The organism is Nonomuraea thailandensis (assembly GCF_024172165.1).
GTDB lineage: Bacteria > Actinomycetota > Actinomycetes > Streptosporangiales > Streptosporangiaceae > Nonomuraea > Nonomuraea thailandensis.
In genome coordinates, this window is the sequence record NZ_JAMZEB010000002.1 from 2,768,152 (window position 1) to 2,782,374 (window position 14,223).

The 14,223-nt window shown below is 73.2% G+C and carries 2 protein-coding genes (1 of these 2 only partly in view); both read left to right on the top strand.

Annotation, left to right across the window (positions count from 1 at the left end; translation table 11 throughout):
* Positions 1-12,753 carry a non-ribosomal peptide synthetase gene (locus HD597_RS16655; RefSeq protein WP_253743190.1) on the top strand — a complete coding sequence of 4,251 codons (12,753 nt, stop codon included), beginning with the start codon at positions 1-3 and terminating at the stop codon, positions 12,751-12,753.
* A protein-coding gene (locus tag HD597_RS16660; protein ID WP_253743192.1) for a non-ribosomal peptide synthase/polyketide synthase crosses the window boundary here: on the top strand, positions 12,753-14,223 show its 5' portion. 17,585 nt of this gene lie beyond the right edge of the window; the window shows 1,471 of its 19,056 coding nt (coding positions 1-1,471); its start codon is at positions 12,753-12,755; its stop codon lies beyond the right edge, outside the window. Before HD597_RS16655 ends, HD597_RS16660 begins: the two co-directional genes overlap by 1 nt.

Below are 14,223 nucleotides of genomic sequence, written 5' to 3' on the forward strand. Positions count from 1 at the left end.
ATGGCTGCAGCTCACGGCGAACTCCGCGAACTGATGTCCGGCCAGCTCGCCATGTGGTACGCCCAGCGATTCGCGCCGGACAACTGGAGCTTCCGCATCGCGGAGTACATGGAGATCCGCGGTGAGGTGGACCTCGCGCTGCTCCAACAGGCGGCGCGCCGGCGGCTGGAAGAGGTCGAGACCTTCCGGCTGCGCTTCCGGGTGGTCGACGGCGTCCCCCTGCAGTACGTGCACGACGTGCGCGACTACCCCGTACCCGTCGTCGACGTCAGCGCCGAGCCCGATCCGCGCGCCGCCGCAGAGGAGTGGATGCGCGCCGACCTGCACCGGCCCGTGAACCTCGAGGGCGGCAGCCTGTCCGCCACCGCGCTCATCAGGCTCGCCGACGACCTCGTCTACTGGTACACCTCGGCCCACCACTGCGCCATGGACGGGCAGGGCGGCGTGCTCATCGCCACCCGGGGCGCGGAGCTGTACACGGCGTACCTGGAGGGCCGTCCGGTCGAGGAAGGGGCCGTGGAGCCGGTGTCGGTGCTGTTCGACGCCGACCGGGCCTACCGCGAGTCCGCCGACTTCGAGCAGGACCGCCAGTACTGGCTCGACCGGCTCGCCGACCTCCCGATCGTCACGGCCGGCGGCTCCAACCGGATCCGCCGCGCCCAGCAGGCCCCCCTCCGGCACACCGACGACGTCTCCCCCTCGGAGGCCGCCGGGCTCAAGACCGCCGCCCGCCGCCTGCGGACCAGCCTCTCCGGCCTGTCCATCGCCGCGGCGGCCCTCTACCAGCACCGGATGACCGGGGAACGGGACGTCGTCATCGGCATCCCCGTACGCGCCCGCGCCGGCAGGCGGGAGATGGCGATCCCCGGCATGACCTCGAACATCCTGCCGCTGCGCCTCACCATCGACCCCGGCACCACTGCCGCCGACCTGCTCCGGCAGACCGCCCAGGCGGTCAGGGAAGGGCTGCGGCGGCAGCGCTACCGGTACGAGGACATGCACACCGACCTGCGGGTCGCCGAGGGCGAACTGTGCGGGCTGCTGGTGAACGTCATGTCGTTCGACTACGACCTGCGCTTCGGCGACTGCGCCATCACCGCGCACAACCTGTCGACCGGGACCGTCAACGGGATCCGGATCGACCTCTATGACCGGTCGGGACTGCAGGTCAACGTCGATGTGAACCCGGACCTGCACGACCTGGACGCGGCGGCCGACGTGTCGCGGCGGTATCTGAGCGTGCTGCGGTGGCTGGCGGGCGCCGCCGCCGAGGACCGCGTCAGCGGGGCCGAACTCCTCGACGACGAGGAGCGGCGTCTGGTGGTGGAGGAGTGGAACGACACGGCTGTGGGGGTGTTGTCGGGGTCGTTGGTGGGGTTGTTCGAGGCGCAGGTGGGGCGGTCGCCGGGGGCGGTGGCGGTGGTGGGTGCGGATGGTGAGCGGGTGTCGTTCGGGGAGTTGGATGAGCGGGCGAATCGGGTGGCGCGGTTGCTGGTGGGGCGGGGTGTGGGGGTGGAGTCGGTGGTGGGGGTGTGTTTGGAGCGTGGGGTTGAGCTGGTGGTGGTGTTGCTGGGGGTGTTGAAGGCGGGTGGGGCTTATGTGCCGGTGGATCCGGGGTTTCCGGTTGAGCGGGTTCGGATGTTGTTGGGGGATGCGGGGGCGGGCTGGTTGGTGACGGCGGGTGGGGTTGGTTCGTGTTTGCCGGGTGTGGTGCGGGTGGGGGTGGATGATCCGGCGGTGGTGGCGGAGCTGGCGGGGTTGTCTGGTGGTTCGCTGGGTGAGGTGTGTGCGGATGGTGCGGCGTATGTGATGTTCACGTCGGGTTCGACGGGGCGGCCGAAGGGTGTGGTGGTGTCGCATGCGGGGGTGGTGAATCGGTTGGGGTGGATGCAGGAGCGGTTGGGGTTGGTGGCGGGTGAGGGGGTGTTGCAGAAGACGTCGTTCGGGTTCGACGTGTCGGTGTGGGAGTTTTTCTGGCCGTTGTTGTATGGGGGTGTGCTGGTGTTGGCGCGGCCGGGTGGTCAGCGGGATGCGGCGTATCTGGCGGGGTTGATTGAGGCGGAGGGGGTGCGGGTGGCGCATTTTGTGCCGTCGATGTTGGAGGTGTTTCTGGCTGAGCCTGCTGCTGTGCGGTGTGGGGGGTTGCGGTGGGTGGTGTGTTCGGGTGAGGCGTTGCCGGTGCATGTGATGCGGCGGTTTTTTGAGGTGCTGGGTGGGGTGGGGCTGGAGAATTATTACGGTCCGACTGAGGCGTCGGTGGATGTGACGGCGTGGCGGTGTTGTCCGGGGGCGGAGTCGGTGCCGATCGGCCGGCCGGTGGCCAACACCCGGACGTACGTGCTGGATGAGTTCCTGCGGCCGGTGCCGCCGGGAGTGGTGGGTGAGTTGTATCTGGCCGGGGTGCAGCTCGCGCGGGGGTATGTCGGGCGGGCCGGGCTGACCGCGGAGCGGTTCGTGGCGTGCCCGTTCGGGCGGGCCGAAAGGATGTATCGGACCGGGGACCGGGCGAGCTGGTCGGCCGAGGGCGAGTTGTTGTTCGCCGGGCGTGCCGACGATCAGGTGAAGGTGCGCGGGTTCCGGGTCGAGCCGGGCGAGATCAGTTCGGTGCTGGCCGGCTGCCCTGGCGTGGAGCAGGTCGTGGTGGTGGCGCGGGAGGACGTGCCGGGGGACGCGCGGCTGGTGGCGTATGTGGTGGCGTCGGGCGAGATTTCGGTCGATGCCGTCAGGGAGTTCGCCGCCACACGGTTGCCGGAGTACATGGTGCCGTCGGCGGTGGTGGTGCTGGACGCCCTGCCGGTGACCGTCAACGGCAAGCTCGACCGCAGGGCCCTGCCCGCGCCCCAGTACACCGCCGGCACCGGCCGCGCCCCGGCCGACCCGCGCGAGGAGATCGTCTGCGCAGCCTTCGCCGAGGTGCTCGGCCTGGAGAGCGTGAGCGCCGACGACGACTTCTACCGGCTGGGCGGGCATTCGCTGCTGGTGATCCGGCTCGTGGAGGTCCTGCGCGCCCGTGGCGTCTCGGTCTCGGTACGGGCCCTGTTCGACGCGCCCACCCCGGCGGGCCTGGCCGCATCCGTGAGCACCGGGCAGACAGAAGTGCCCGGCAATCTGATCCCGGCCGGCGCGACCGCCATCACGCCGGAGATGTTGCCCCTGGTGGATCTGACCGCCGACGAGATCGGGCGGGTCGTGGCCACCGTCGAGGGCGGCGCGGCGAACGTGGCCGACGTCTACCCGCTGGCGCCGTTGCAGGAAGGGTTGCTGTTCCACCACTTGCTGGCCGACGGCGGCACGGACGTGTACGTGACTCCGGCGGTGCTGGAGTTCGACTCCCGGGAGCGGGTGGAGCGGTTCGTCGAGGCGTTGCAGCGGGTCGTGGACCGGCACGACATCTACCGCACGTCCCTGGCGTGGGAGGGGCTGCGGGAGCCGGTCCAGGTGGTGTGGCGGCGGGCCGTGCTGCCGGTGCGCGAGATGACGCTCGGCCCGGACCATGCTGATCCGGCGGCCGCTCTGGTGGCGCTGGCCGGGTCGGTCATGGACCTGCGCCGGGCGCCGTTGATGGATGTGCACCTCGCGGCGGTGCCGGGCGGTGACCGGTGGCTGGCGCTCGTCCGCATGCATCACGTGGTACGCGACCACACCGCGCTGGAGGTGCTGTTCGCCGAGGTGGCCGCGTTCCTGGCCGGTCGTGAGGCGGAGCTGGCCGAGCCGCTGCCGTTCCGGAACTTCGTGGCGCAGGCGCGTCACGGGATCACCGGCGCCGAGCACCGTCGCTATTTCGCGGAACTGCTGGGCGACGTCGAGGAGCCGACCGCCCCGTACGGCGTGGTGGACGTGCGCGGCGACGGCGCCGACTCGGAGCACGAGGTGGTGCCGTTCGACGACGGGCTGCACGGGCGGCTGCGGGAGGTGGCCAGGCGGCTCGGGGTGAGCCCGGCGACGGTGCTGCACGTGGCCTGGGCGCGGGTGCTGGAAGTGGTCTCCGGCCGGGATGACGTGGTGTTCGGCACGGTGTTGTTCGGCCGGATGAACGCCGGCGCCGGGGCCGACCGCGTGCCGGGGCCGTTCATGAACACGCTGCCGGTGCGGGTGCGTACCGGAGACCTCGGCGTGCTGGCCGCGGTGTCGGCCATGCGCAGCCAGCTCGCCCAGCTCCTCGAACACGAGCACGCCCCCCTCACCATCGCCCAGCAGGCCAGCGGGGTGGCGGGTGACGCGCCGCTGTTCACCTCCTTCCTCAACTACCGGCACAACACCGGCGCCGGCGTGGACGGGGAGATGGAGGGGGCGCGGCTGCTGCTGGTCCGCGAGCGCACCAACTACCCCCTCGTCGTCCTGGTCGACGACAACGGCGACAGCACGTCGGTGGCCGTCGACGCGGTCGCCCCGATCGACGCCCGGAGCGTGGGACTGCTGGTCCGCACCGCCACCGGCAACCTCGTGGCCGCGCTGGAGCGGGCGCTGGACGGCGCGAACGAGCCGCCGCTGAGCAGCGTGGACGTGCTCGAAGCGCAAGAGCGGCGTCTGGTGGTGGAGGAGTGGAACGACACGGCTGTGGGGGTGTTGTCGGGGTCGTTGGTGGGGTTGTTCGAGGCGCAGGTGGGGCGGTCGCCGGGGGCGGTGGCGGTGGTGGGTGCGGATGGTGAGCGGGTGTCGTTCGGGGAGTTGGATGAGCGGGCGAATCGGGTGGCGCGGTTGCTGGTGGGGCGGGGTGTGGGGGTGGAGTCGGTGGTGGGGGTGTGTTTGGAGCGTGGGGTTGAGCTGGTGGTGGTGTTGCTGGGGGTGTTGAAGGCGGGTGGGGCTTATGTGCCGGTGGATCCGGGGTTTCCGGTTGAGCGGGTTCGGATGTTGTTGGGGGATGCGGGTGCGGGCTGGTTGGTGGGCGGGGCTGGGGGTGGGTTGCCGGAGGGGGTGCAGTGGGTTGATCCGGTTGAGGCGGTGGGGCTGTCGGGTGGGCGGCTGGGTGAGGTGTGTGCGGATGGTGCGGCGTATGTGATGTTCACGTCGGGTTCGACGGGGCGGCCGAAGGGTGTGGTGGTGTCGCATGCGGGGGTGGTGAATCGGTTGGGGTGGATGCAGGAGCGGTTGGGGTTGGTGGCGGGTGAGGGGGTGTTGCAGAAGACGTCGTTCGGGTTCGACGTGTCGGTGTGGGAGTTTTTCTGGCCGTTGTTGTATGGGGGTGTGCTGGTGTTGGCGCGGCCGGGTGGTCAGCGGGATGCGGCGTATCTGGCGGGGTTGATTGAGGCGGAGGGGGTGCGGGTGGCGCATTTTGTGCCGTCGATGTTGGAGGTGTTTCTGGCTGAGCCTGCTGCTGTGCGGTGTGGGGGGTTGCGGTGGGTGGTGTGTTCGGGTGAGGCGTTGCCGGTGCATGTGATGCGGCGGTTTTTTGAGGTGCTGGGTGGGGTGGGGCTGGAGAATTATTACGGTCCGACTGAGGCGTCGGTGGATGTGACGGCGTGGCGGTGTTGTCCGGGGGCGGAGTCGGTGCCGATCGGCCGGCCGGTGGCCAACACCCGGACGTACGTGCTGGACGAGCGGCTGTCTCCGGTGCCGGTAGGAGTGGTGGGCGACCTGTACGTGGCGGGGATCCAGCTCGCCCGTGGCTACACCGGCCGCCCCGGCCTGACCGCGGAGCGGTTCGTGGCGTGCCCGTTCGGGCGGGCCGAAAGGATGTATCGGACCGGGGACCGGGCGAGCTGGTCGGCCGAGGGCGAGCTGCTGTTCGCGGGGCGGGTGGACGACCAGGTCAAGATCCGCGGCTTCCGGGTCGAGCCGGGCGAGATCAGTTCGGTGCTGGCCGGCTGCCCTGGCGTGGAGCACGTGGCGGTGGTGGCGCGGGAGGACGTGCCGGGGGACGTGCGGCTGGTGGCGTATGTGGTGGCATCGGGCGAGATTTCGGTCGATGCCGTCAGGGAATTCGCCGCCGCGCGGTTGCCGGAGTACATGGTGCCCTCGGCGGTGATCGTACTCGACGAGCTGCCCGTGTCGGTCAACGGCAAGCTCGACCGCAGGGCCCTGCCCGCGCCCCAGTACACCGCCGGCACCGGCCGCGCCCCGGCCGACCCACGCGAGGAGGTGCTGTGCGCGGCCTTCGGCGAGATCCTGGGGCTGGACGGCGTCGGGGTGGATGACGACTTCTTCCGGCTCGGCGGGCATTCGCTGCTGGTGATCCGGCTGGTGGAGCTGCTGAGGTCGCGCGGCGTGCCGGTGTCGGTGCGGGCGTTGTTCGAGACGCCGACGGTGGCCGGACTGGCCGCGGCGGCCGGGCCCCGGCAGGTGAGCGTTCCGGAGAACCGCATCCCGGCCGGCGCGACCGCCATCACGCCGGAGATGTTACCCCTGGTGGATCTGACCGCCGACGAGATCGGGCGGGTCGTGGCCACCGTCGAGGGCGGCGCGGCGAACGTGGCCGACGTCTACCCGCTGGCGCCGTTGCAGGAAGGGCTGCTGTTCCACCACCTGCTGGCCGACGGCGGCGAGGACGCGTACGTGCTGCGGGCGGTGCTGGAGTTCGACTCCCGGGAGCGGGTGGAGCGGTTCGTCGAGGCGTTGCAGCGGGTCGTGGACCGGCACGACATCTACCGCACGTCCCTGGTGTGGGAGGGGGTGCGGGAGCCGGTCCAGGTGGTGCGGCGCCACGCCGTGCTGCCGGTGCGCGAGGTGACGCTCGACGCGGGCGGCGCCGATCCCGTCGATGAGCTGGTGGCGCTGGCGGGCTCGGCGATGGACCTGCATCGGGCGCCGCTGATGGGCGTGCACCTCGCGGCGGTGCCGGGCGGCGGCCGGTGGCTGGCGCTCGTCCGCATGCACCACGTGGTACGCGACCACACCGCGCTGGAGGTGCTGCTCGCCGAGGTGGCCGCGTTCCTGGCCGGCCGGGGCGCGGAGCTGGCCGAGCCGCTGCCGTTCCGGAACTTCGTGGCGCAGGCGCGTCACGGGATCACCGGCGCCGAGCATGCGCGGTACTTCTCCGGGCTGCTGGCCGATGTCGAGGAGCCGACGGCGCCGTACGGGCTGGTGGACGTGCGCGGCGACGGCGCCGACACCGTGCACGAGGTGGTGCCGTTCGCCGACGACCTCCATCGACGGCTGCGGGAGGTGGCCAGGCGGCTCGGGGTGAGCCCGGCGACGGTGCTGCACGTGGCCTGGGCACGGGTGCTGGCGGCGACGTCGGACCGGGACGACGTGGTGTTCGGCACGGTGTTGTTCGGCCGGATGAACGCCGGCGCCGGGGCCGACCGCGTGCCGGGGCCGTTCATGAACACGCTGCCGGTGCGGGTGCGTACCGGAGACCTCGGCGTGCTGGCCGCGGTGTCGGCCATGCGCAGCCAGCTCGCCCAGCTCCTCGAACACGAGCACGCCCCCCTCACCATCGCCCAGCAGGCCAGCGGGGTGGCGGGTGACGCGCCGCTGTTCACCTCCTTCCTCAACTACCGGCACAACACCGGCGCCGGCGTGGACGGGGAGATGGAGGGGGCGCGGCTGCTGCTGGTCCGCGAGCGCACCAACTACCCCCTCGTCGTGCTCATCGATGACAACGGCGACAGCATGTCGGTGGCCGTCGACGCGGTCGCCCCGATCGACGCCCGGAGCGTGGGACTGCTGGTCCGCACCGCCACCGGCAACCTCGTGGCCGCGCTGGAGCGGGCGCTGGACGGCGCGAACGAGCCGCCGCTGAGCAGCGTGGACGTGCTCGACGAGGCGGGACGGCGGCGGGTGCTGGAGGAGTGGAACGACACCGGCACCGACACCGGCCCGACCCTGGTGCTGGAGTCGTTCGAGGCCCAGGAACCCGATGCGGTCGCGGTGGTGGCAGACGGCGCCCGGATCCCGTACGGCGAGCTGGACGAGCGGGCGAACCGGCTGGCGCACGTCCTGATCGGCGAGGGCGTCCGGCCCGAGTCGGTGGTGGGGGTGTGCCTGGAGCGGGGCGCCGACCTGATCGTGGCGGTGCTGGCGGTGTGGAAGGCCGGGGCGGCGTACGTGCCGATCGACCCGCGGCAGCCGGTGGAGCGGATCGCGTACCTGCTCGACGACAGCCGCGCCGTGCTCACGGTGACGAGCGAGGAGGTCGCCGAGGAGCTGCCGGCGGGCCGCGCCCGCATGCTCACCCTCGACGACACGTTCACGAGGATGCGCCTGGCCGCGGCGCCGGCCACCAGGCCGGAGCGCCGGACGCTCGGTGAGCAGGCCGCCTACGTCATCTACACCTCGGGCTCGACGGGGAGGCCGAAGGGCGTCGTGGTCACCCAGGCCGGCCTGGCCAACTACGTCGCCTCGGTGCCCGGCCGCCTGGGCATGGCGGACGGCCGGTACGCGCTGGTGCAGGGACAGGCGACCGACCTGGGCAACACGGTCGTCTTCGCCGCCCTGACCACGGGCGGCGAGCTGCACATCCTGCCGGAGGACGCCGCCACCGACCCGATCGCGCTGAGCGGCGTACGGGCGGACTACCTGAAGATGGTGCCCTCCCACCTGGCGGCGATGGGCGAGCCGGAGCCGCTGCTGCCCGCGCGGACGCTGGTGCTGGGCGGCGAGGCGGCGGCCCCGGACTGGGTGGCGCGCCTGCTCGCGGCGGCCGAGCGGCGCGGCTGCGCGGTGTACAACCACTACGGCCCCACCGAGACCACCATCGGTGTCGCGACGACCCGCCTGCGGGCCGGTGGCGTGGTCCCGGTCGGGACCCCGGTCGCCAACACCCGCCTGTACGTGCTGGACGAGCACCTGGCACCGGTGCCGCCGGGGGTGACGGGGGAGCTGTACATCGCCGGCGCCCAGCTCGCCCGCGGCTACCTCGCACGCCCCGGCCTGACGGCGGAACGCTTCGTGGCCTGCCCGTTCGGCGGCGGGCGCATGTACCGCACCGGCGACAGGGCCCGCTGGACCGCCGACGGCGAGGTGGTCTTCGCCGGGCGCGCGGACGACCAGGTCAAGATCCGCGGCTTCCGGGTGGAGCCGGGCGAGGTCCGCGCCGTGCTGGCCAAGTGCCCGGGCGTCGACCAGGTCGCGGTCGTGGCCCGCGAGGCGGCGCCGGGTGACGTGCGGCTGGCCGGCTACCTGGTGGCGCAGGACGCGGAGAGCGCGGGTGAGCTGCCGTCGGCGGTGCGCGCGTTCGCGGCCGAGCGGCTGCCGGACCACATGGTGCCGTCGGCCTGGGTGGTGCTGGACGCGTTGCCGCTGACCGCCAACGGCAAGCTGGACCGCCACGCCCTGCCCGCCCCTGGCGGCGCCGCGACCGCCGGAGCCGGGCGCGGGCCGTCCAGCCCGCGCGAGGAGGCCCTGTGCGCCGCCTTCGCCGAGGTGCTCGCCCTGCCCGCGGTCGGGGTCGACGACGACTTCTTCGAGCTGGGCGGCCATTCGCTGCTCGCCGTCCGCCTGGTCGAACTGCTGCGGACCCGCGGGGTCTCCGTGTCGGTGCGGACGTTGTTCGACACGCCGACGGTGGCGGCGCTGGCCGCTTCCGCGGGCATCGAACGGGTGGTGCCACCGGCCAACCTGATCCCCGAGGGCGCCACGGCCATCACGCCGGACCTGCTGCCGATGGTGGACCTGGACGCCGGCGAGGTCGAGCGGGTCGTGGCCACCGTCGAGGGCGGCGCGGCGAACGTGGCCGACGTCTACCCGCTGGCACCCCTCCAGGAGGGGCTGCTGTTCCACCACCTGCTCGCCGACGGCGGCGACGACGCGTACGTGATGCCGGCCGTGCTGCGGTTCGACTCCAGGCGGCGGCTCGACGCCTTCCTCGACGCGTTGCGGCAGGTGGTGGCCCGGCACGACATCTACCGCACCTCGTACGTGTGGGAGGGGCTGCGCGAGCCCGTGCAGGTGGTGTGGCGCCGGGCCGAACTGCCGGTCGTCGAGGTGACCCTGGACCCGGGCGGCGCCGACCCGGTGGCCGAGCTGGTCGCGGCCGGCGGCCAGATCATGGACCTGGGACGGCCGCCGCTGCTCGACACCCACATCGCGGCCGAGCCCCGCGGCGACGGCTGGCTCGTGCTGATCCGCGCGCACCACATGGTGCGCGACGGCACGGCACTGGAGGTGCTGCTCGCGGAGATCCTCGCCATCATGACCGGCCGCGGCGGCGAGCTGCCGCAGCCGCTGCCCTTCCGCGACTTCGTCGCCCAGGCCCGCGGCGGGGTACAGCGGTCCGAGCACGAGCGGTACTTCAGGGACCTGCTGGGCGACGTCGAGGAGCCGACCGCCCCGTACGGCGTGGTGGACGTGCTGGGCGACGGCGCCGGTGTCGTACGCGCCCGGATCGAGGCCTCCCCGGAGCTGGTCGGACGCCTGCGCGAGGCGTCGCGGCGCCTGGGGGTCAGCCCCGCGACGGTGCTGCACGTGGTGTGGGCCCGGGTGCTGGCGGTGCTCTCCGGCCGGGACGACGTGGTGTTCGGGACCGTGCTGTTCGGCCGGATGAACGCGGGCCTGGGCGCGGACCGCGTGCCCGGCCCGTTCATCAACACCCTTCCGGTACGCGTGCGCACGGGCACGCTCGGCGCCCGGGAGGCGGTGTTCGAGCTGCGCGGCAGGCTCGGCGAGCTGCTGGAGCACGAGCACGCGCCGCTGGCCCTGGCGCAGCAGGCGAGCGGGGTGGCGGGGGACACGCCGCTGTTCACCGCCATCCTCAACTACCGGCGCAGCACCGGGCAGGACCTGGGCGAGCGCTGGGACGAGTCGATGGAGGGCGTGCGGCTGGTCTACTCGCGTGAGCGCACCAACTACCCGCTCGCACTGCTGGCCGGCGACGACGGCGAGGACCTCCGGCTGGCCGTGGACGCCGTCTCGCCGATCGACGCCCACGCGGTGGGCGCGCTGGTGCGGACCGGCGTGACGAACCTCGTGTCCGCGCTGGAGTCGGCGCTGGACGGGGACGGCGATTCGCCGCTGCACGCCGTGGAGGTCCTGGACGAGGCCGAGTGCCGCCGGGTGCTGGCCGAGTGGAACGGCGAGGCGGTGGAGGTGGCGCCGGCGACGCTGGTCGAGCTGTTCGAGGCGCAGGCGCGGCGCACGCCCGGCGCGCCCGCGGTGGCCTCCGGCGAGGGGGAGCTGTCGTACGCGGCGCTGGACGAGCGGGCGAACCGGCTGGCCCGGCTGCTGGCCGGCCGGGGCGTGACGGTGGAGTCGACGGTCGGCGTGGTGCTGGGGCGGGGGGTGGAGTGGGTCGTCGCGGTGCTGGGAGTGCTGAAGGCGGGGGCCGCGTTCCTGCCGCTCGATCCGGTGTATCCGGCGGACAGGCTCGCGTTCTCCCTGGCCGACGCGGGCGCGGCGGCGGTGGTGACCTCCTCGGCGCACGTCGGGCGGCTGCCCGAGGGCGTGCGGCGGGTGACGCTCGACGATCCGGCGGTCGTGACGGAACTGGCCGGGCTGTCCGGTGCGGCGCTGAGCGCCGGCGAGCGCCGCGGGCGGCTGGTGCCGGGCTGCATGGCGTACGTGATCTACACCTCGGGATCGACCGGGCGGCCCAAGGGCGTGATGGTCACCCACGACAGTGCGGTCAACCTGGTGACCGCCGGTGGATGGCAGGTGGGCGCCGGTGATCGGGTGCTGCAGCTCGCCTCGCCGGGTTTCGACGCCGCCATCTGGGAGGTGCTGGTGGCGCTGTGGTCGGGCGGCTGCCTGGTGGTGGCCGACGCGCAGGACCTGCTGCCGGGCGCCGGGCTGGCCGAGGTGGTGGCCAGGCTCGGGGTGAGCCACGCTCTGGTGCCGCCCTCGTCGCTGAGCGTGCTGACGCCCTCGGACCTGGCCGGTGTGCGGACGCTGGTGGCCGGCGGGGAGGCGCTGGGGCCGGAGCTGGTGGCGCGCTGGGGCGCCGGGCGCCGGCTGGTGAACGCCTACGGCCCGACCGAGGTGACGGTCTGCTCGGCGATGACGGACGAGCCGATGTCGGGTGACGAGGTGTCGATCGGCCGGCCCAACGTGAACACGCGGGCCTACGTGCTGGACGGCCACCTCCGGCCGGTGCCGCCGGGGGTGGCCGGCGACCTGTACCTCGCCGGCGCGCAGGTGGCCCGTGGTTACGCCGGCCGCCCGGCGCTGAGCGCCGAGCGGTTCCTGGCCGACCCGTTCGGCCCGGTGGGCGAGCGGATGTACCGGACCGGGGACCGGGTGCGGTGGACCGAGGGCGGGCGGCTGGTGTTCGCCGGGCGCAGCGACGACCAGGTCAAGATCCGGGGGTTCCGGATCGAGCCGGGCGAGGTGCAGGCGGCCGTGGCCGCCCACCCCCGCGTGGTCCAGGCGGCCGTGATCGCCCGCGAGGACGTGCCGGGCGAGAAGTCCCTGGTCGCGTACGTCGTGCCGGAGGGGGACGACGCGCGGCTGGCGGAGTCGGTGCGCGCGTTCGCGGCCGAGCGGCTGCCGGCGCACATGGTGCCCTCCGCCGTCGTGCCGCTGGCCGCCCTGCCCGTCACCACCAGCGGCAAGCTCGACCGCCGGGCCCTGCCCGCCCCCGCGTACCAGGCGGGCACCGGGCGGAAACCGGCCGGCGCGCGGGAGGAGCTGCTGTGCGAGCTGTTCGCCCAGGTGCTCGGGCTGCCCGAGGTCGGGGTCGAGGACGACTTCTTCGCGCTGGGCGGGCATTCGCTGCTGGCGGTGCGGCTGGTCAGCCGGGTGCGTACGGCGCTGGGTGTCGAGGTGCCGCTGCGCACGCTGTTCAAGGCGCGGACGGTGGCTGAGCTGGCACGACAGTTCGCGGACAACAAGCCGGCCAGACCGGCGCTACGGCCGATGCGTACCCGGGAGGGTTCCTGATGATTCCGTTGTCATTCGCGCAGCGGCGGCTCTGGTTCATCGGGCAGCTGGAAGGCCCGAGCGCGATCTACAACATCCGGATCGCCCAGCGGCTGTCGGGCGAGGTGGACCGGGTGGCGTTGAACGCGGCGCTGCGGGACGTGATCGGGCGGCACGAGGTGCTGCGGACGATCTTCCCCGCCGTGGACGGCGAACCCCACCAGCACATCCTGCCGGCGGCCGGGCTGACCTGGGAGCTGACGGTGGCCGAGGTGCCGCCCGGCGAGCTGGAGGAGGCCGTCGGCGCGGCCGCGGGGCACGTGTTCGACCTGTCGGCCGAGGTGCCGGTACGGGCGTGGTTGTTCTCGGCGTCGCCTGACGAGCACGTGCTGGTGGTGGTCGTGCACCACATCGCGGGTGACGGCTGGTCGCTGGGGCCCCTCGGGCGGGACCTGTCGGTGGCGTACGCGGCCCGGTGCGCGGGTTCGGCCCCGCAGTGGGAACCCCTCCCGGTGCAGTACGCGGACTACGCGTTGTGGCAGCGGGAGCTCCTGGGCGACGAGCGGGACCCGGACAGCGTGATCTCGGCGCAGCTCGGCCACTGGCGGGACGTGCTGGCGGGGGCGCCCGAGGAGTTGCGGCTGCCGGTGGACCGGCCGCGCCCCGCCGTCGCCTCCTACCGGGGGCACTCGGTGCCGGTGGAGATCCCGGCCGAGGTGCACGCGCGGCTGGCCGAGGTGGCCAGGGCCGAGGGCGTGACGACGTACATGGTGCTGCAGGCGGCCCTGGCGGTGTTGTTGTCGCGGCTGGGGGCGGGGCTCGACATTCCGATCGGCTCCACCAACGCAGGGCGCACGGACGAGGCGCTGGAGGATCTGGTCGGCTTCTTCGTCAACACGCTGGTGCTGCGGGCCGACCTGTCGGGGGACCCGACGTTCCGCGAGCTGCTGGACCGGGTGCGGGAGTCCAGCCTGGCGGCCTTCGAGCACCAGGACGTGCCGTTCGAGCGGCTGGTGGAGGACCTGGCGCCGTCGCGGTCGCTGTCCCGGCACCCGCTGTTCCAGGTGATGCTGAACGTGCAGAACACCGGCGAGGCGGCGCTGGAGCTGCCGGGCGTGCGGGCCGCCGGGCTGCCCGCGGGCGAGTCGGCGGCGAAGGTCGACCTCGAACTGCTGGTCGGCGAGGTGTTCGACGCGGACGGAGCGCCGGCGGGGCTGCGCGGGACGATGGTCGCCGCCGCGGACCTGTTCGACCGGGGATCGGCCGAGGTCCTGGTGACCCGGCTGGCGCGGGTGCTGGCGGCGGTCGGCGCCGAGCCGTCGACGCGCGTGAGCGAGGTGGAGCTGCTCGACGCCGGGGAGCGGCGGCGGGTGCTGGAGGACTGGAACGACACCCGCGCCGACGTCGGCGCGGCGGTGGTGGAGCTGTTCGAGTCGGCCGCGGCCCGGACGCCTGACGCGGTGGCGGTGCGCTCGGACCCGGGCGAGACGT

Coding starts and splice junctions, on each gene's coding strand:
- HD597_RS16655 (WP_253743190.1), top strand. CDS start 1: ATGGCTGCAGCTCACGGCGAACTCCGCGAACTGATGTCCGGCCAGCTC.